Genomic DNA, 17,846 nt, shown 5'->3' on the forward strand with positions numbered 1-17,846 from the left:
GGGGGAGCTGACGGGCCGTCCGGATGCTGCGGTGCGGGGGCGCCTACCGGCGGCGGACACCCTCCGCGAGCTCGCCGGCCAGGGTGCGGACGGCGGCCAGGGCGGCCTCCTCGTCCCCGGCGGCGTCCAGGATCCGCTGGACGAAGGCGGAGCCGACGATCACGCCGTCGGCGAAGCCCGCCACCTGGGCGGCCTGGTCGGCGGTCGAGACGCCGAGGCCGACGCAGACCGGCAGGTCGGTGGTGGCCCGGGTGCGGGCGACCAGGTCCTCGGCGAGGGTGCCGACCTCGGCCCGGGAGCCGGTCACGCCCATCACCGCGGCGGCGTAGACGAAGCCGGTGCCGGCCGCGGTGACCTCGGCCAGCCGCGGGTCCTTGCTGCTCGGGGCGACCACGAAGACGGTGTCCAGACCGTGCTCCCCGGCGGCCTTGCGCCACTCCTCGGACTCCTCGACCGGCAGGTCGGGCAGGATGCAGCCCGCTCCCCCGGCGGCCGCCAGGTCGGCGGCGAACCGGGCGGTGCCGTAGCGGTCGACCGGGTTCCAGTACGTCATGACCAGCACCGGGGCGTCGGTGGCCGCGGCCACCTCGCGCACGGTGCGCAGCACGTCCTTGATCTTCACGCCGCCGCGCAGCGCGATGTCGTCGGCGGTCTGGATGGTCGGGCCGTCCAGCACCGGGTCGGAGTGCGGCAGGCCGACCTCGACGATGTCGCAGCCGCCGTCGATCAGCGCGCGGACGGCCTTGATGCCGCCCTCGACACTGGGGAAGCCGGCCGGCAGGTAGCCGATCAGGGCCGCCCGGCCCTCGGCCTTGGCGGCGGCCAGGGTCTCACTGAGCTTGGAAGCCACGGTCACTTACCGCCCTTGTCGTCGTAGAGGCCGAAGTACTGGGCGGCCGTGTGCATGTCCTTGTCGCCGCGCCCGGAGAGGCTGACCAGGATGGTGGCCTCCGGGCCGAGCTCGCGGCCCAGCTCCAGGGCGCCGGCCAGGGCGTGGGCGCTCTCGATGGCCGGGATGATGCCCTCGGTGCGGGACAGCAGGCGCAGCGCCTGCATCGCCTGGTCGTCGGTCACCGGGCGGTACTCGGCGCGTCCGGTGTCCTTGAGCCAGGCGTGCTCCGGGCCGATGCCGGGGTAGTCCAGGCCCGCCGAGATGGAGTGGCTCTCGATGGTCTGGCCGTCCTCGTCCTGGAGGACGTAGCTGCGGGCGCCGTGCAGCACGCCGGGCTCGCCCTTGGTGAGGGTGGCCGCGTGGCGCGGGGTGTCGACGCCCTCGCCGGCCGCCTCGCAGCCGATCAGCCGCACGCCGGCGTCCGGGATGAACTCGTGGAAGATGCCCATCGCGTTGGAGCCGCCGCCGACGCAGGCGACGACCGCGTCGGGCAGCTTGCCGGTGCGCTCGATCACCTGCTCGCGGGCCTCGACGCCGATCACCCGGTGGAAGTCGCGGACCATCATCGGGAACGGGTGCGGGCCGGCCACCGTGCCGAACAGGTAGTGGGTGCTGTCGACGTTGGCGACCCAGTCCCGGAACGCCTCGTTGATGGCGTCCTTGAGGGTGCGGCTGCCGGACTTCACGGCGACGACCTCGGCGCCGAGCATCCGCATCCGGGCGACGTTGAGCGCCTGGCGCTCGGTGTCGACCTCGCCCATGTAGATGGTGCAGTCGAAGCCGAACAGCGCGCAGGCGGTGGCGGTGGCGACGCCGTGCTGGCCGGCGCCGGTCTCCGCGATGATCCGGGTCTTGCCCATCCGGCGGGTCAGCAGGGCCTGGCCCAGCACGTTGTTGATCTTGTGCGAGCCGGTGTGGTTGAGGTCCTCGCGCTTGAGCAGGATGCGCGCGCCGCCCGCCTCGGCGGAGAAGCGGTGGACGTCGGTGAGCGGGCTGGGACGGCCGGTGTAGTCCTTCAGCAGCGCGTCCAGCTCGGCGGTGAACGCCGGGTCGGCCTTGGCCTTCTCGTACTCCTCGGCGACCTGCTCGACGGCGGCGACCAGCGCCTCCGGGATGAAGCGGCCGCCGTACGCGCCGAAGTAGCCGCGGGCGTCGGGCACCTGGGCGCCCGGCAGGTAGTCCTTCTCGGACATGGTGAAGTCCTTCTCGGTGATGACTGCAGTGACGTTGCGGGGCTGTGCTCAGCCGTACGTCCTGCGCCATCGGCGCCCCTGCACCTGCCCGGGCTCGCAGCCGATCACGTAGCGCACCCGCCGCCCCAGCACCCGGCGCGCGGGCGCGCGGCAGCCGCGCGGGCGGCAGCCGATCCGGAGCGCGCCGCCGAGCCGCAGCGGGGGGTGGGGGTCACGACCCAGGAAGGAGGTCGTGGCACCCGGCCGCGGCGGGATCGGGGCGGTGCCCGGCCCCTGGGGCGGGGCAGGGCGGGTGGCGGGTGGCATGGCTGCGGGTCAGCCCCGGCCGGTGTTGCGCAGCGCGGGGTGGGCGCCGGCCGCGACCAGGTCGGCGACGGCCGCCTTCGGGTCCTTGCCGGTCACCAGGGACTCGCCGACCAGCACCGCGTCGGCGCCGAGGTTGGCGTACGCGATCAGGTCGTGCGGACCGCGGACGCCCGACTCGGCCACCTTGACGATGTGCGCCGGGATGCTGTCCACGACGTTGCCGAAGGTGTTGCGGTCGACCTCGAGGGTCTTGAGGTTGCGGGCGTTGACGCCGATGATCTTCGCGCCGGCGTCGACCGCGCGGGCGATCTCCTCCTCGTCGTGCACCTCGACCAGCGGGGTCAGGCCGATCGACTCGGCGCGCTCGATCAGCGACACCAGGGCCGGCTGGTCGAGGGCGGCGACGATCAGCAGCGCGAGGTCGGCGCCGTGGGCGCGGGCCTCCCAGAGCTGGTACGCGGTGACGATGAAGTCCTTGCGCAGCAGCGGGGTGTCGACCGCCGCCCGGACGCTGTCCAGGTCGGCGAGCGAACCGCCGAAGCGGCGCTGCTCGGTCAGCACACTGATCGCGGCGGCGCCGCCGGCCGCGTAGTCGAGCGCCAGGGCCGCCGGGTCCGCGATCGCGGCCAGAGCGCCCTTGGAGGGGCTGGAGCGCTTGACCTCGCAGATCACCCGCACCCCGTCGCCGCGCAGGGCGGCCACGCCGTCCTTGGCGACGGGAGCCTTGGCGGCGAGCTCCTTGAGCTGGTCCAGGGAGACCTGGGCCTGCCGCTCCGCGAGGTCCGCACGGACCCCGTCGATGATCTCGTCGAGCACACTCACGCGGGCGCCCCCATCATTCTGCTAGTTCTGCGAGCTAGGAGCCGGGTGACCCGCGGGTCCTCCCGGCCTGGCAGTCCAGTCGAGCCGACGGCTGCGGTTCACACAGATCGGTGAGGATTCTGTGCTCATGTGCCCCCGTTGGCACTTCGATGGTATCGGCACCGGGGAGCGCGGGGCGCATCCGCCCGGCGCGCGTCTCGCGGAGCGGACCGCCCCGCCCGCATCGCGGGCACCCCCGGCGCCTCCCGGCGACCGCTCAGACCCCCGGGGGTGCCAGTCCGGCCCCCACCGGCAGGTTCCGCAGCGCCATGAAGACCACCAGCAGCAGCCCCAGCAGGACCGCGCGCCGGCCGTCGAGCACCACCGCGGGGGCCCGGCCGCCGGTCAGCGCGGCCCACACCCAGCGCAGCCAGAGCACGGTCAGCACTCCGGCCAGCGCGACCACCAGGACGTTGTCGTGCGCGGCGGTCAGCAGGTCCCCGTGGCTGAGCGCGTGCACGCTGCGCAGCCCCCCGCAGCCGGGGCACCACCAGCCGGTGGCCTGCAGCAGCGGGCAGGTCGGGTAGTGGCCCGGGGCGTTCGGGTCCACCGAGGCCACGTACAGGGTGGGGGCGGCCAGCGCGGCCAGCGCGCCCAGCGGGCGGCCGAGACGGCGCAGCACGGAGGGCCGCGGCGCGGGGGCGGCGGGAGCGGCGTTCACCCGGACGATTCTGCCCCCGTCGGGCGTCCGACGGGGGCAGAGCGGCGGCGGGCGTGGCGCGCCCGCCGGGCCGCCGATGTCTGCGGTGTTGCCTCAGGCGGCGACGGCGGTCTTCTTCTTGGAGGCGACGGCCGCCGGGGCGTCCTCGTAGTGCGGGCTGGGCTGGCGGCCCATGCCGGCGATCGACATCGCCTTGCCGACCACGCCGCCGAGCAGGACGACCACGAGGCCGGCCCAGACCAGGAGCACGTTCGGGATGATCATCGCGACGCCGCTGACCGTGAAGCCGATGAAGGCGATGGTCACGCCGGTCCAGGCGGCGGGGGTGTGGCCGTGTGCTGCTGCCGACATCTGATGCTGCTCCTTGGTTCTCCGGGGTCCGGCCGGGACTGCGGTGTCGTGGCAGGCCCGGGGGCTCCTGGCGGGTTGTCGTAGTCCATTGTGCCGGGCGGCCGCGCCCCGCCCCAAAGGGGGGCGGTTGTCTATCGGCTCACAGTCCCCGCGGTCCGGCCGCCGCCGGTCCGGCCCCGACGGCGCCCGGGCGGACGGCCCCGACGGCGCCCGGGCGGGCCGGGCTCAGCCCGCCGTCGGGTCCTCGCCGCGGTCCAGCGCCTTCCACAGGTCGGCGGGGGTGTCGCCGGCCTTGGCGGGCGCCTTGCGGGTGGGGGCGTCGTAGCGGCTGCCCATACCGGGCCAGTCCCGGCCGAAGCGGACGGTCAGCAGCCCGGCCAGCGCGATCAGCAGGCCGCCGGCGAGCGCGATCCAGGGCCAGACGCTGTGGCCGACCTGCTCGGCCTGCGCGCCGGCCAGCGCCAGCTTGCGGGCCGCCTCGGTGTGCAGCGCGGTGGCGTCGCCGGCGTTCGCGGCGGCGCCGGCCGCCACGCCCAGCCCGGCCAGCGCTATCAGCGCGCCCACCGCGATCCGCCCGGCGCCGCGCACCGCGAAGACGGCGACGGCGGCGGCCAGCGCGGCCAGCGCCAGGCCGGTCGGCAGGCCCGACACGGTGCTGCCGGTCACCGAGACGTCCAGGGTGCCCCCGGTGACGCCGGCCACCTTGCCGGTGGCCCAGACCCGGCTGACGGCGGTCAGCACCAGGACGGCGCCGAGCACGGTCAGCAGCAGCATCGGCCCGAGGGTGCGCCGGCCGCGCGCCGCGGGCCGCCCGGCGGGGGCGCCGGGGCGGGGTCCTTCGGTGCCGGGCTCGGAGGTCCCGGGCCGGGCAGTCCTGGGCTCGGCAGTCCTCGGCTCGGCCGTCCTGGGTTCAGGGAGTGCGCTCACCCGACCAGTGTCCCCCGGCCCCGAACCGCTCAGGCCCCCGGGGTCGGCCCGGGCCGGGCGCCCTCGACCGGGAACCCGGTGGTCTCGATCACCAGCGTGCGGTCCGCCAGCGGCAGGTACAGGTCGTTCCCGAACGGCACCCGCTCGGCCTCCCGGTAGGCCCCGGTGCGCTGCGGGTCGCTGTGCACCGTGCAGACCGCCTCGACCGGGTCGACGACGACGTACAACGGGATGCCGCACTCCGCGTGCGCCCGGAGCGTCCTGGCGAACTCGTCGCCCTGGTCGGCCCTGGGCACTACGTCGAGGACGGCCTCCAGGTCGCGCCCGCGGTAGCGGCCGCGCCGGTCGGGCCCGGCCCCCGGGGCCACCACCGCCAGCGCGGGGGCCAGGCCGCCGGGGACGGACGGCAGGTCGACCGCGACGTCCGAGAGGATCTCCCCCCGGCCGGCCAGCTGCGCCTCGATCTGCGGCGCCGCCCTGAGGACCACCTTCCACCGGCTGATGCCCTGAGGCGCCATGATGATCTTCCCGTCCGTGGTCTGCACCTGGTGGCCGCGGCGGAGCCGGCGCCCGCCGGCGCCTCCCGGGCACGCCCCGCGGTCAGCGCGGCCGGGCCCGACCTCTCCCGGTGCGGCTCGACGTCCCCGCGCCTCTCACGATAGCGGCGCGCGCAGGGTGTTGGCGGTGGCCACGGCGCGCAGCACGGCGGCGGCCTTGTTGCGGCACTCGGTGTCCTCGCTGTGCGGGTCGGAGTCGGCCACCACGCCGGCCCCGGCCTGCACGTAGGCGGTGCCGTCGCGGAGCACCGCGGTGCGGATCGCGATCGCGGTGTCGGAGTCCCCGGCGAAGTCCAGGTAGCCGACGCAGCCGCCGTACAGCCCGCGGCGGGTGGGCTCCAGCTCCTCGATGATCCGCATCGCCCGCGGCTTGGGCGCGCCCGACAGGGTGCCGGCCGGGAAGCAGGCGGTGAGCACGTCGAAGGCGGTCCGGCCGGGGGCGACCTCACCGGTCACGGTGGACACGATGTGCATCACGTGGCTGTACCGCTCGACCGACATGAAGTCCACCACCTCGACGCTGCCCGGCGCGCAGACCCGGCCGAGGTCGTTGCGGCCGAGGTCCACCAGCATCAGGTGCTCGGCCCGCTCCTTGGGGTCGGCGAGCAGCTCGGCCGCCAGGTCGGCGTCCTCCTGCGGGGTGGCGCCGCGGTGCCGGGTACCGGCGATCGGGTGCACCATCGCCCGGCCCTCGGTGACCTTCACCAGCGCCTCCGGGCTGGAGCCGACCACGTCGAAGCCGCCCTCGGCGCCGCCGTCCGGGCCGGGGAACCGGAAGAGGTACATGTACGGGCTGGGGTTGGTGGTCCGCAGCACCCGGTAGACGTCCAGGGCGGAGGCCGGGCAGGGCGCCTCGAAGCGCTGGGAGGGCACCACCTGGAAGGCCTCGCCGGCCCGGATCCGCTCCTTGATCTCCTCGACGGCGGCCCGGTAGGGCGCCCCGCCGAACGGCGAGACGGCCTCGGCGGCGGTCGGGGTGAAGGTCGCCAGGCCCGGGTCGACCGGCTTGAGCAGCTCGGCCTCCATCGCGTCCAGCCGGGCCACCGCGTCCGCGTAGGCCTCGTCGGCGCCGCTGGCCAGGTCGTTGTGGTTGACCGCGTTGGCGATCAGCAGCACCGTGCCGTCGGAGTGGTCGAGCACCGCGAGGTCGGTGGCGAGCAGCATGGTGAGCTCGGGCAGCTTCAGGTCGTCCGGGGTGAGCTCCGGCAGCTTCTCCAGCCGGCGGACCACGTCGTAGCCGAGGTAGCCGACCAGTCCGCCGGTGAGCGGCGGCAGGCCCTCGGCGTGCCGGGGGGTGTGCAGGGCCTCGACGCTCGCGCGCAGCACCTGGAGCGGGTCGCCGGTGGTCGGGATGCCGACCGGAACCTCGCCGTGCCAGCGGGCCTCGCCGTCCGGGCCGGCGGTGAGGGTGGCGGCGCTGCGCACGCCCACGAAGGACCAGCGGGACCAGCTGCCCTGTTCCGCGGACTCCAGCAGGAAGGTGCCGGGGCGCTCGCCCGCCAGGCTGCGGTAGAGCCCGATCGGGGTGAGGCCGTCCGCCAGGAGCCGGCGGGTGACCGGGATGACCCGCGTGTCTACGGCGAGCTTGCGGAAGGCGTCGAGGTCCATGGGCGGCGGCACCGGTTCCTGTGTGGCGCCCTGCGGGCGCGGACGGAGAGGCGAGGCGGGGCGGGGTGGGGCTGTGGGTCGGGCTGGGTCGGGCTGGGTCGGGACTGTGGGACGGGGGGCGCGCCACGGCCGGGCGCGCCGGGGGCCGCCGGGTACGGCGGGCAGCACCGGGCCCCGCGGGCCACGGGCTGGGGAAAGGTTAGCGAGTGACCGGCAGCACGTCGGCGTCGAAGCAGGTCCGCTCGCCGGTGTGGCAGGCCGCGCCGACCTGGTCGACCTTGACCAGCAGGGTGTCGCCGTCGCAGTCCAGGGCCACCGACCGGACGTGCTGGAAGTGCCCGGAGGTGTCGCCCTTGACCCAGTACTCGCTGCGGCTGCGGCTCCAGTAGGTGCAGCGGCCGGTGGTGAGGGTGCGGTGCAGCGCCTCGTCGTCCATCCACCCGAGCATCAGCACCTCGCCGGTGTCGTACTGCTGCGCGATGGCCGGCAGCAGGCCGTCGGCGGTGCGCTTGAGGCGGGCGGCGATGTCGGTGGCCAGGGCGGTGCTGCCGGGGGCGGCGGGTGTGGTGGACATGGTCCCCATTCTGTCAGCCCGCCTGCCGGGGCCCCGGGCAGCACCGCCCGGACGACGGGTCAGGCGGGCGCCTCGCAGCCCGCGGGCCAGATCTCGTGGACGTACAGGCCGGCCCGGCGGGCCAGGGCGGCCACCCGGGCGGGTTCGGTGCCGGGCGCTCCGTCCCAGACCGCGATCACCTCGTCGACCATGCCGACCAGGGCGGTGGCGGTGTCGTCCCCCAGCCCGCCGTGCGCGACCGGGGCCAGCCGGTGGACGGCGTTGGCCTCGTTCATCAGCCGCAGCCGGGTGCTGCGGTGGCTGTCGCCGACCGTCGCGAAGACCGAACTCCCGCCGGGGACGATCACTTCCAGCTTGCCGCCGTGGTCCAGGACGCACTGCGCGAACCAGCTCTCCGGCCCTTCTCCCGCACAGCTGACACCGACCAGTTCGTACGGGCCGAAGGTGGTGACCAGCTTCCAGAGGTCGCCGCGTACGAGCATTTCGGTGATGCCCGAAAGCCCTTGGTACCCGGTGATTCCGACGCGCATCCACAACTCCTGGGAACGTGCCGTGCCGCGGCCAGCCTATGCCACCGCGGCGGGCCGCCGGTACGGGCGGAACATGCTCCCGCGGCGGGCCGCCGGTCCGGACGATTTGTGCGAACCGCCTGCCGGGAGGAGCTCCGGTGGGCCATTCTCGGGGCATGAGCACCGAGCCGCCGCCCGCCGCCTCCCGACCGCCCCGGGGCCTGGTCCTCGCCGTCGCCGCCGTCCTGGTGCTGCTGCTCGGGGTGACCGCCACCGTGCTGCTGTGGCCCGAGCACCGGCCGGTGGCCCTGCCGCCGCCGGCCCCCTCCCCCACGGTCAGCACGCCCGCCCCCACCCCGACCCCCACCCCGACGCCCAGCAAGGTGCTGCCGTACCCGTTCTTCCCGGTCGGCACCTGCCTGGACCACCCGCAGCTGAGCAAGGCGATCACCAAGTCCGAGGCGCGGCCCTGCGAGGGGTCGCACGACGCCGAGTCGATCGCCACCGTCCTGCTGCCGGAGGGCCTGACCAGCGACAGCCAGATCGGCCGGGCGCTGCGCGAGGCCTGCGCGACGGCGGTGGACGCGGCGGAGAAGCGGCAGGGCGGCGGCGGTCCGTACTACGGGTTCCCGCTGGGGCCGTACCTGGCCTACTACCAGCAGGGCATGCGGGACGCCACCTGCACCCTGGCGGTCAGCAACAAGCAGGGCGGCACCAAGCTGACGGGGCAGCTGCGTTGACCGGACGCCGGCCCGGCGAAGGCCCCGGCCGGCGAACCGGCGGCGGACCCGGCGGGGACGCTCCGGCGGCGGCCGCCCCGGCGTAGGGTGAGCGCCATGTCGAACCACGCCCGTACCGAACGCCTGCGCCTGGCGGAGCTGCTGACGGCGGCCGGCCCGGACGCGCCGACGCTGTGCGCCGGCTGGACCACCCGGGACCTCGCCGCCCACCTGGTGCTGCGCGAGCGGCGGATGGACGCGGCGGCGGGCATCCGGCTGCGGGCGCTGGCCGGCTGGACGGCCCGGGTCCAGGAAGGCCTGGCCCGGCGGCCGTACGAGGAGCTGGTGCGGATGTTCCGGGCCGGGCCGCCGCGGCTGTCGCCGTTCGCGCTGCCGGGGGCCGACGAGGCGGCCAACACGGTCGAGTACTTCGTGCACGCGGAGGACGTCCGCCGGGCGGGCCCCTGGGAGCCGCGCGAGGTCTCCGCCGCCCTGTCCGCGGCGCTCTGGCGGCGGCTGCCGATGGTGGCCCGGCTGGAGACGGCCCCGCGCTCGCCGGTGCGGCTGGGGCTGCGCTCGGTCGGCCAGGGCCGGATCGAGGTCGGCCCGACCGGTGGCGACTACGTCGAAGTGATCGGCGAGCCGGGCGAGCTGGTGCTGTTCGCGGGCGGCCGCGGGGCCCGCGCCGAAGTCGAGGTGGAGGGCTCGGAGGAGGCGGTGGAGGCCCTCACGAAGGCCCTTCCGCTGCCGCCCGGTGCGGTCGGCGGCTGCCGCTGACCACCGGAAGGCCGCCGGCCCGGCCGTGACGCACTGTCACAGCCCCGTGGCACACTCGTGCGCCGGTGCGCCTCCCGGTGCGCCGCTCTCGATCACGGGGGCTTCCATGGGCACGGTCATGTCGTTCACACCTTTGACGCCGCAGCAGCTGGCGCGGGCCACCGAGGCCCCGGACCGGGCCGAGGAGTTACTCGACGCCTCCTACGACCACGACGGTGAGGACGGCATCGAGCCGGAGGCCTTCGACGGGTACCTGGACGCAGTTCGGCTGAGCGGTCGGCCCCGGCGGGGCGGTGCGGCGCCGAGGTGCCGCACCGCAGCCGCCGGGGCGGACCGGGGCCCTCGCCGTGGCCGGGCCCTACGGCCGTCCGCGGCGCCCGCGCTCAGTGCGCCTGGCGGACGGGGTGCCCGGCCTCCCGCAACGCGTCCTTGACCTGGCCGATCCGCAGGTCGCCGAAGTGGAAGACGCTGGCGGCCAGCACCGCGTCGGCCCCGGCCTCGACGGCGGGGGCGAAGTCGGCGAGCTTGCCGGCGCCGCCGGAGGCGATCACCGGGACGGCGACGGTCTTGCGGACGGCCGCGATCATCTCCAGGTCGTAGCCGTCCTTGGTGCCGTCGGCGTCCATCGAGTTGAGCAGGATCTCGCCGGCACCCAGCTCGGCCGCCCGGCCGGCCCACTCGACGGCGTCCAGGCCGGTGCCCCGGCGCCCGCCGTGGGTGGTGACCTCGAAGCCGGAGGCGGTCTCGGTGCCCTCCGGGCAGCGGCGGGCGTCCACCGATAGCACCAGCACCTGGCGGCCGAAGCGCTGCGCGATCTCGCGGATCAGCTCGGGGCGGGCGATCGCGGCGGTGTTGACGCCGATCTTGTCGGCGCCGGCCCGCAGCAGCTTGTCGACGTCCTCGACGGCGCGGATGCCGCCACCGACGGTCAGCGGGATGAACACCTGCTCGGCGGTGCGGCGCACCACGTCGTAGGTGGTCTCCCGGGAGCCGGAGGAGGCGGTGATGTCGAGGAAGGTGAGTTCGTCGGCGCCCTCGGCGTCGTAGAGCTTGGCCATCTCGACCGGGTCACCGGCGTCGCGCAGGTTCTGGAAGTTGACGCCCTTGACCACCCGGCCCGCGTCGACGTCCAGGCAGGGGATCACACGTACAGCGAGGGTCACGGCTGTTTGCCTTCCAAAGTGCTTGCGAGCCCGGCGCGGTAGGCCTCCAGCTCGATCTCGACCATCATCCGGGAGTCGATCAGGCCCTCGACCACGACCATGGTGGCGACCGGGCGGGCGGCGTCGAAGAGCTTCTTGTGGGCCCGGCCCACCTCGTCGGCGTCGCGCACGTGCGTGATGTACATCCGGGTGCGGACGACGTCGTCCGCCGTCAGACCGTACGCGGCGAGGGCGGCGAGGCCCACGCCGAAGGCGGCGAGCGTCTGGTGGTACGGGTCGCCCTCGTGCTCGATCTTCCCGTTCACCCAGGCGGTGGTGCCGGCCACCAGGACCGTGTCGCCCGCCGCCACCGCCCGCGAGTAGCCGAAGTCGTCCTCCCAGGGGGAGGCTCCGGCCAGCTTGCCGCGTACGATCTGACGATCTGTCATGACACGGCCTCCAGGGCCTCTTCGAGGGTGAACTTCTGCTCGTAGAGTGCCTTGCCCACGATGGCGCCCTCGACACCTTCGGGGACGAGCGTGGCGATGGCCAGCAGGTCCGCCAGCGAGGACACCCCGCCGGAGGCGACCACCGGGCGGTCGGTGGCGGCGCAGACGTCGCGCAGCAGCTGGAGGTTGGGGCCGGTGAGGGTGCCGTCGCGGTTGACGTCGGTGACCACGTAGCGGGCGCAGCCCTCGGCGTCCAGGCGGGCGAGCACCTCGTAGAGGTCGCCGCCGTCCTTCGTCCAGCCGCGGCCCTTCAGGGTGGTGCCGACCACGTCCAGGCCGACCGCGATCCTGTCGCCGTGCTCGGCGATGACCTTGGCGACCCACTCCGGGGTCTCCAGCGCGGCGGTGCCCAGGTTGACCCGGCGGCAGCCGGTGGCCAGTGCGGCGGCCAGGGTGGCGTCGTCGCGGATGCCGCCGGAGAGCTCGACCTTGATGTCGAGGCGCTCGGTGACCTCGCGGACCAGGGCGCGGTTGTCACCGGTGCCGAAGGCGGCGTCCAGGTCGACCAGGTGCAGCCACTCGGCGCCGGCGCTCTGCCAGGCCAGCGCGGCGGCGAGCGGCTCGCCGAAGGAGGTCTCGCTGCCGGAGGCGCCCTTGACCAGGCGGACGGCCTGGCCGTCGCGGACGTCGACGGCGGGGAGGAGTTCGAGGCGGTTGCTCATGGAGTTGCAACTCTCCGGATGTCAGAGGGTGTTGACCCAGTTGGTCAGCAGGGCGGCGCCGGCGTCGCCGGACTTCTCGGGGTGGAACTGGGTGGCCCAGAGCGGGCCGTTCTCGACCGCCGCGACGAACGGCTGCCCGTGGGTGGCCCAGGTGACCAGCGGGGCGGCGATGTTGTCGTTGGTGACCTGGAGCTCCCAGTGGCGCACGCCGTAGGAGTGCACGAAGTAGAAGCGGCTGTCCGGGTCCAGGCCGGCGAACAGCCGGCTGCCCTCGGGGACGTCCACGGTGTTCCAGCCCATGTGCGGGACGATCGGCGCGTCCAGCGGCTCGACGGTGCCGGGCCACTCGTCGCAGCCGGCGCTCTCCACGCCGTGCTCGACGCCGTGCTCGAACAGGATCTGCATGCCGACGCAGATGCCGAGCACCGGGCGGCCGCCGGCCAGCCGGCGGCCGATGATCACGTCACCGCGCACCGCCTTCAGCCCGCGCATGCAGGCCTCGAAGGCGCCGACGCCGGGGACGAGCAGGCCGTCCGCGTCCAGGGCGGTCTGAAAGTCCGAGGTCACGGTGACGTTCGCACCGGTGCGCTCGACGGCCCGCTGCGCGGAGCGGAGGTTGCCCGACCCGTAGTCGAGGACCACCACGTTCTTGGCCATGAGGGATGTCTTCCAGTCTCTAGAGGCGCATGACGCCGGAAACGAGGCACAGCGCCGCACCGATCGCGAGGACCGCGACCAGGCTCTTGGACTGCTTCTGCTTCCAGAACGAGTACACGCCGCCGGACAGGAAGAGCCCGGCGATGATCAGAAGTGTTGCGGCCTTGCTCACAGTGCGCCCTTGGTCGAGGGGAGGATGCCGGCCGCGCGCGGGTCGCGCTCGGAGGCGTAGCGCAGGGCACGCGCGAGGGCCTTGAACTGGCACTCGACGATGTGGTGCGCGTTGCGACCGTACGGGACGTGGATGTGCAGGGCCACCTGCGCCTGGGCCACGAAGGACTCGAAGATGTGCCGGGTCATCGTGGTGTCGTAGCTGCCGATCATCGGCGCCATCGACTCCGGCTCGGTGTGCACCAGGTACGGACGGCCGGAGAGGTCGACGGTGACCTGGGCCAGCGACTCGTCCAGCGGGACGGTGCAGTTGCCGAAGCGGTAGATGCCGACCTTGTCGCCGAGCGCCTGCTTGAAGGCGGCGCCGAGCGCGAGGGCGGTGTCCTCGATGGTGTGGTGGGTGTCGATGTGCAGGTCGCCGGTGGTCTTCACGGTCAGGTCGAAGAGGCCGTGGCGGCCGAGCTGGTCGAGCATGTGGTCGTAGAACCCGACGCCCGTGGAGATGTCGGTCTTCCCGGTGCCGTCGAGGTTGATCTCGACCAGGACCGAGGTCTCCTTGGTGGTGCGCTCGACCCGGCCGGTGCGGGCACCGTCGTTCTTCGCGGACATAGGGTTCAAAGCTCCTTGGTGACGGTGCGGACGGCGTCCAGGAAGGCGTCGTTCTCGGCGGGGGTGCCGGCGGTGACGCGCAGCTGCCCGGGGACGCCGTTGTCGCGGATCAGGACGCCGAGGTCGAGGATCGCCCGCCAGACGGCGTGCTGGTCCTCGAAGGTGCCGAACTGGATGAAGTTGGAGTCGGAGTCGGTGACGTCCAGGCCGAGCGCGCGCAGCGCGTCGACCACCCGGTCCCGCTCGGCCTTGAGCCGCTCGACGTACCCGAGCAGGGTGTCGGTGTGCTCCAGGCAGGCCAGCGCGGTGGCCTGGGTGACGGCCGACAGGTGGTAGGGCAGCCGGACCAGCTGCACGGCGTCCACCACCGCCGGGTCGGCGGCCAGGTAGCCGAGCCGCAGGCCGGCCGCGCCGAAGGCCTTGGACATGGTCCGGGTGACCACCAGCAGCGGGCGGCCGGCCAGCAGCGGCAGCAGCGACTCCCGGTGCGAGAACTCGACGTACGCCTCGTCGACGATCACCATGGTCGGCTTGACGGCCTGGGCGGCGTCGTGGAGCGCGAGCACGGTGGCGGCGTCGACGGCGGTGCCGGTCGGGTTGTTCGGCGAGCAGATGAACAGCACGTCCGGGCGGTGCTCGGCGAGCGCGGCGACGGCCGCGTCCACGTCGATGGTGAAGTCGGCGCGGCGCGGCCCGGCGATCCAGCGGGTGCCGGTGCCGCGCGAGATCAGCTCGTGCATCTGGTAGGAGGGCTCGAAGCCGAGTGCGCTGCGGCCGGGCCCGCCGAAGGTCTGCAGCAGCTGCTGGATGATCTCGTTGGAGCCGTTGGCCGCCCAGACCTGCTCCGGGGTGCGCTCGAAGCCGGTGGTGCGGGTCAGGTAGCGGGCCAGCTCGGTGCGCAGCTCGACGGCGTCGCGGTCCGGGTAGCGGTTGAGGTTGCGGGCCGCCTCGGCGACCCGCTCGGCGATCCGGGCCACCAGCGGCTCGGGCAGCTGGTACGGGTTCTCGTTGGTGTTCAGCTGGACGGGGACGTCGAGCTGCGGCGCGCCGTACGGGGACTGGCCGCGCAGTTCGTCCCGTACGGGCAGGTCGTCGATCTTCACGAGGCGTTCGGTACCGTCCAGTCGAAGCGGGCACGGATGGCGTCGCCGTGACCGGGCAGGTCCTCGGCGTTCGCGAGGTTCACCACGTGGGCGGCGACGTCCGCCAGCGCCTCGCGGGAGTAGTCCACGACGTGGATGCCGCGCAGGAAGGACTGCACGGACAGGCCCGAGGAGTGGCAGGCGCAGCCGCCCGTGGGCAGCACGTGGTTGGAGCCGGCCGCGTAGTCGCCGAGCGAGACCGGCGCGTACGGGCCGATGAAGACCGCGCCGGCGTTGCGGACCCGGGCGGCGACCGCGCGGGCGTCCCTGGTCTGGATCTCCAGGTGCTCGGCGGCGTAGGCGTTGACCACGGCGAGGCCCTGCTCGACGTCGTCGACCAGCACGATGCCGGACTGCCGGCCGGCCAGCGCCTCGGTGACCCGCTCGCGGTGCTTGGTGTTCGCGACCTGGGCCTTCAGCTCGGTCTCGACGGCGTCGGCGAGCGCGAGGGAGTCGGTGACCAGCACCGACGCGGCCATCGGGTCGTGCTCGGCCTGGCTGATCAGGTCGGCGGCGACGTCGCGCGGGGAGGCGCTGTCGTCGGCGAGGACGGCGATCTCGGTCGGTCCGGCCTCGGCGTCGATGCCGATCCGGCCCTTGAGCAGGCGCTTGGCGGCGGCCACGTAGATGTTGCCGGGGCCGGTCACCAGGTTGACCGGGCGGCACTCCTCGGTGCCGTAGGCGAACATCGCGACCGCCTGGGCGCCGCCGACGGAGTACACCTCGGTGACGCCGAGCAGCGCGCAGGCCGCCAGGATGGTCGGGTGGACCGCACCACCGAAGTCCTTCTGCGGCGGCGAGGTGACGGCGATGCCCCGCACCCCGGCCTCCTGCGCCGGGACGACGTTCATCACCACGGAGGACGGGTAGACGGCGAGGCCTCCCGGCACGTACAGGCCGACCCGGTCGACCGGCACCCAGCGCTCGGTCACCGTCCCGCCGGGGACCACCTGGACGGTGTGGTCGGTACGGCGCTGCTCGCGGTGCACCAGCCGGGCGCGGCGGATCGACTCCTCCAGCGCGGCGCGGACCTTCGGGTCCAGGGTCTCCAGCGCGGCGGTGATGTCCGCCTCGGGCACCCGGGTGGAGGCCAGCGTCACGCCGTCGAAGCGCTCGGTGATCTCGATCAGCGCCGCGACCCCGCGATGGCGTACGTCCTCGCAGATCGGCCGCACCTTCTCCAGGGCGGCCTCCACGTCGAACTCGGCACGGGGCAGCAGGTCACGCGGGTCCTCAAGGGAGCCGCGGAGGTCGATTCGAGAGATCACGCCACCCAGTGTAAGGAGTGGCCGGAACAGGCGGCCGCGCATTTCAGTCCGTGATACGAAAGCCGAGACGGCCGGGGATCTTGGGGGGACGCATCGTGGAACAGGCGCCGGAGGACTGGACACCGGTGGAACGGGGGCTGTGGGAGGCGTTCCGGCAGGGCGTGGTCTACGACCTCGCGGCCCGGACCGGGGAGCGCCTCGGCGCGCCGGGGACCAACCAGGAGCTGGACCGCACCGACGAGCGGGACGACGTCTTCGGCGACACCCCCTGGGGCCCGGAGCGGACGGTCCGCGCCGAGGTGATCGCCCGGCTGCTGCTGGACGGCCCGGCCCCGATACCCGGCCGGGTGGCCGCCCTGAAACTGACCGGCGCCCAGGTCACCGGGCCGCTGGTGCTGGCCGGCGGCACCATCACGCACTACGTCGAGATGCACGACTGCCGGTTCGCGAACAAGCTGCTGATGTCCGAGGCCCGGGCCGGCACGCTGCGCTTCGTCACCTGCCTCGTCCCGCGGATCGAGGCCTCCCGGCTGGCCACCGAGGGCGACCTGCACCTCGCCCGCTGCCGGGTCCCGGACGGCATCCGGCTGACCGACGCCCGGATCGGCACCGACCTGCTGCTGAACCAGGCCGTGGTCGGCGCCGACCGCTTCGGCCGTTCGCTCTCCGCCGACGGCATGAGCGTCCACCAGGACTTCGAGGCCGACCGGCTGGAGTCCACCGGCGAGCTGAGCCTGCGCACCGCCCGGGTCGGCGGACGGCTCTCGCTGCGCGGCGCCCAGCTGCGCAGCACGCCGCAGAGCTCCACCTGCCTGAACGCGGTGCGCCTGACCGTCGGCCACACCCTCTACCTGACCAGCTCGGCGGACGGCGGCTGGTACGGCTCCCGCACCTACTACGGCTCCGGCTACGGCGAGAGCCCGCCGCCCGGCGCGCCGAGCACGCCGTTCCGCGCGTACGGCAAGGTCCGGCTCTCCGACGCCCGGTTCGAGAGCGCCTGCCTGATATCCGGCGAGTTCCACCTCGGGGCGGAGGACGAGCTGTCGCTGCGCCGGATCCAGACCCCCGAGCTGCGTTTCGCCTGCCGGATGCGGCCCACCGGCACCGTCTCGCTCTCCCGCGCCCGGGTCGGCAACCTGGTGGACGCCCCGGCCAGCTGGCCGGCGGGCAAGCACCTGGGCCTGACCGGCTTCACCTACGAGGTGCTGCGCCCGCTGGCGCCGTTCGGCGTCCAGGAGCGGATCGCCTGGCTGGAGAGCGCCTCCGTCGACTTCCAGCCGGAGTCCTACGAACAGCTCGCCGCCGCGCTGCGCCGGGACGGCGCGGACGACGACGCGCGCGAGGTGCTCTACGCCAGGCAGCGCCGGCGGTACGCCACCCTGCCGCTGCCCAGCCGGATCTGGGGGCACCTCCAGGAGGCCACCGTCGGGTACGGCTACCGGCCCGGTCGGGCGGCGCTCTGGCTGCTGCTGGCCTGGCTGCTCGGCACCCTGTTCTTCCAGCAGCACCCGCCGGAACCGCTCAAGGCCGACGAACGGCCGCACTGGAACGCCGCGCTCTACACCCTCGGACACCTGCTGCCGGTGGTCGACCTCGGGCAGAACGGCTGGAACCCGGCGGGGGCCGGCCAGTGGGTCGCCGCCGGGCTGGTACTGGTGGGCTGGGTACTGGCGACCACGGTGGTGGCGGGCGCGACCAGGCTGCTGCAACGCGGCTGAACGGCGGTCACGGGGGCGCGCGCCCGGTAACCC

22 protein-coding genes are annotated in these 17,846 nt (G+C 74.2%); 3 read left to right on the forward strand and 19 right to left on the reverse strand.

Features of this window, described 5'->3' with window-relative positions:
• Positions 1-43: 43 nt before the first annotated feature.
• The 11 genes from trpA to J2S46_RS11350 form a co-directional block, all read right to left on the reverse strand.
• Positions 44-856: a tryptophan synthase subunit alpha gene (trpA, locus tag J2S46_RS11305; protein WP_191291739.1), complete on the reverse strand. Its 813-nt coding sequence runs from the start codon at positions 854-856 to the stop codon at positions 44-46.
• Positions 853-2,085, reverse strand: coding sequence for a tryptophan synthase subunit beta (gene trpB / locus J2S46_RS11310; protein ID WP_191291738.1), 1,233 nt, complete (start codon positions 2,083-2,085; stop codon positions 853-855). The genes trpA and trpB overlap by 4 nt, the downstream gene beginning before the upstream one ends.
• Before the next feature lie 48 nt (positions 2,086-2,133).
• Entirely contained in the window at positions 2,134-2,391 is a 258-nt protein-coding gene (trpM, locus tag J2S46_RS40825; protein WP_191291771.1) for a tryptophan biosynthesis modulator TrpM, read from the reverse strand.
• Between the two features lie 9 nt (positions 2,392-2,400).
• A complete protein-coding gene (gene trpC / locus J2S46_RS11315; protein WP_073921920.1) occupies positions 2,401-3,213 on the reverse strand; it encodes an indole-3-glycerol phosphate synthase TrpC in 813 nt (270 codons plus the stop codon).
• A gap of 256 nt (positions 3,214-3,469) precedes the next feature.
• Entirely contained in the window at positions 3,470-3,913 is a 444-nt protein-coding gene (locus J2S46_RS11320) for a DUF2752 domain-containing protein (protein WP_191291737.1), read from the reverse strand.
• 93 nt (positions 3,914-4,006) lie between these two features.
• Positions 4,007-4,264, reverse strand: a complete 258-nt coding sequence (locus J2S46_RS11325) for an HGxxPAAW family protein (RefSeq protein WP_073921918.1) — start codon at positions 4,262-4,264, stop codon at positions 4,007-4,009.
• Positions 4,265-4,489: 225 nt separating this feature from the next.
• Entirely contained in the window at positions 4,490-5,038 is a 549-nt protein-coding gene (locus tag J2S46_RS11330) for a TIGR02234 family membrane protein (protein WP_191291736.1), read from the reverse strand.
• A gap of 182 nt (positions 5,039-5,220) precedes the next feature.
• The gene (locus tag J2S46_RS11335) at positions 5,221-5,736 is read right to left on the reverse strand and encodes a Uma2 family endonuclease (protein ID WP_268255706.1); all 516 of its coding nucleotides are present in this window, start codon (positions 5,734-5,736) and stop codon (positions 5,221-5,223) included.
• Positions 5,737-5,844: 108 nt separating this feature from the next.
• On the reverse strand, positions 5,845-7,356 hold the full coding sequence (locus J2S46_RS11340) for an anthranilate synthase component I (protein WP_191291769.1): 1,512 nt from the start codon (positions 7,354-7,356) through the stop codon (positions 5,845-5,847).
• 199 nt (positions 7,357-7,555) lie between these two features.
• Positions 7,556-7,930 (reverse strand): phosphoribosyl-AMP cyclohydrolase, encoded by a 375-nt coding sequence (gene hisI / locus J2S46_RS11345; protein WP_190209170.1) that lies wholly within the window; start codon positions 7,928-7,930, stop codon positions 7,556-7,558.
• A 59-nt stretch (positions 7,931-7,989) separates the two neighbouring features.
• The gene (locus J2S46_RS11350) at positions 7,990-8,460 is read right to left on the reverse strand and encodes a hypothetical protein (RefSeq protein ID WP_191291734.1); all 471 of its coding nucleotides are present in this window, start codon (positions 8,458-8,460) and stop codon (positions 7,990-7,992) included.
• 155 nt (positions 8,461-8,615) lie between these two features.
• Here J2S46_RS11350 and J2S46_RS11355 point away from each other — a divergent pair, with 155 nt between their 5' ends.
• Positions 8,616-9,179, forward strand: coding sequence for a hypothetical protein (locus J2S46_RS11355; protein ID WP_191291733.1), 564 nt, complete (start codon positions 8,616-8,618; stop codon positions 9,177-9,179).
• A gap of 96 nt (positions 9,180-9,275) precedes the next feature.
• Entirely contained in the window at positions 9,276-9,935 is a 660-nt protein-coding gene (locus J2S46_RS11360; RefSeq protein WP_191291732.1) for a TIGR03085 family metal-binding protein, read from the forward strand.
• 383 nt (positions 9,936-10,318) lie between these two features.
• On the opposite strand, the gene hisF is transcribed toward J2S46_RS11360, so the two are convergent.
• Genes hisF through hisD form a run of 8 tightly spaced genes read right to left on the reverse strand, consistent with a single transcriptional unit; the run spans position 10,319 to position 16,095 of the window.
• Positions 10,319-11,098: an imidazole glycerol phosphate synthase subunit HisF gene (gene hisF / locus J2S46_RS11365; RefSeq protein WP_191291731.1), complete on the reverse strand. Its 780-nt coding sequence runs from the start codon at positions 11,096-11,098 to the stop codon at positions 10,319-10,321.
• Complete coding sequence (locus tag J2S46_RS11370; RefSeq protein WP_191291730.1) at positions 11,095-11,526, reverse strand: RidA family protein; 432 nt, start codon at positions 11,524-11,526, stop codon at positions 11,095-11,097. Before J2S46_RS11370 ends, hisF begins: the two co-directional genes overlap by 4 nt.
• A complete protein-coding gene (gene priA / locus J2S46_RS11375; protein ID WP_191291729.1) occupies positions 11,523-12,248 on the reverse strand; it encodes a bifunctional 1-(5-phosphoribosyl)-5-((5-phosphoribosylamino)methylideneamino)imidazole-4-carboxamide isomerase/phosphoribosylanthranilate isomerase PriA in 726 nt (241 codons plus the stop codon). The genes J2S46_RS11370 and priA overlap by 4 nt, the downstream gene beginning before the upstream one ends.
• Before the next feature lie 21 nt (positions 12,249-12,269).
• Positions 12,270-12,905, reverse strand: coding sequence for an imidazole glycerol phosphate synthase subunit HisH (gene hisH, locus J2S46_RS11380; protein ID WP_191291728.1), 636 nt, complete (start codon positions 12,903-12,905; stop codon positions 12,270-12,272).
• A 19-nt stretch (positions 12,906-12,924) separates the two neighbouring features.
• On the reverse strand, positions 12,925-13,077 hold the full coding sequence (locus J2S46_RS11385; protein WP_190209161.1) for a CG2302 family histidine operon protein: 153 nt from the start codon (positions 13,075-13,077) through the stop codon (positions 12,925-12,927).
• Positions 13,074-13,685 carry an imidazoleglycerol-phosphate dehydratase HisB gene (gene hisB, locus J2S46_RS11390; protein WP_073921906.1) on the reverse strand — a complete coding sequence of 204 codons (612 nt, stop codon included), beginning with the start codon at positions 13,683-13,685 and terminating at the stop codon, positions 13,074-13,076. The genes J2S46_RS11385 and hisB overlap by 4 nt, the downstream gene beginning before the upstream one ends.
• A 5-nt stretch (positions 13,686-13,690) precedes the next feature.
• On the reverse strand, positions 13,691-14,788 hold the full coding sequence (locus J2S46_RS11395) for a histidinol-phosphate transaminase (protein ID WP_229912975.1): 1,098 nt from the start codon (positions 14,786-14,788) through the stop codon (positions 13,691-13,693).
• Positions 14,785-16,095, reverse strand: coding sequence for a histidinol dehydrogenase (gene hisD, locus J2S46_RS11400; RefSeq protein WP_191291727.1), 1,311 nt, complete (start codon positions 16,093-16,095; stop codon positions 14,785-14,787). Before hisD ends, J2S46_RS11395 begins: the two co-directional genes overlap by 4 nt.
• 95 nt (positions 16,096-16,190) lie before the next feature.
• Between hisD and J2S46_RS11405 the strand changes: the two genes are divergently transcribed.
• Entirely contained in the window at positions 16,191-17,813 is a 1,623-nt protein-coding gene (locus J2S46_RS11405) for an oxidoreductase (RefSeq protein ID WP_191291726.1), read from the forward strand.
• Positions 17,814-17,846: the final 33 nt, after the last annotated feature.

It is taken from the genome of Kitasatospora herbaricolor (assembly GCF_030813695.1).
GTDB lineage: Bacteria > Actinomycetota > Actinomycetes > Streptomycetales > Streptomycetaceae > Kitasatospora > Kitasatospora herbaricolor.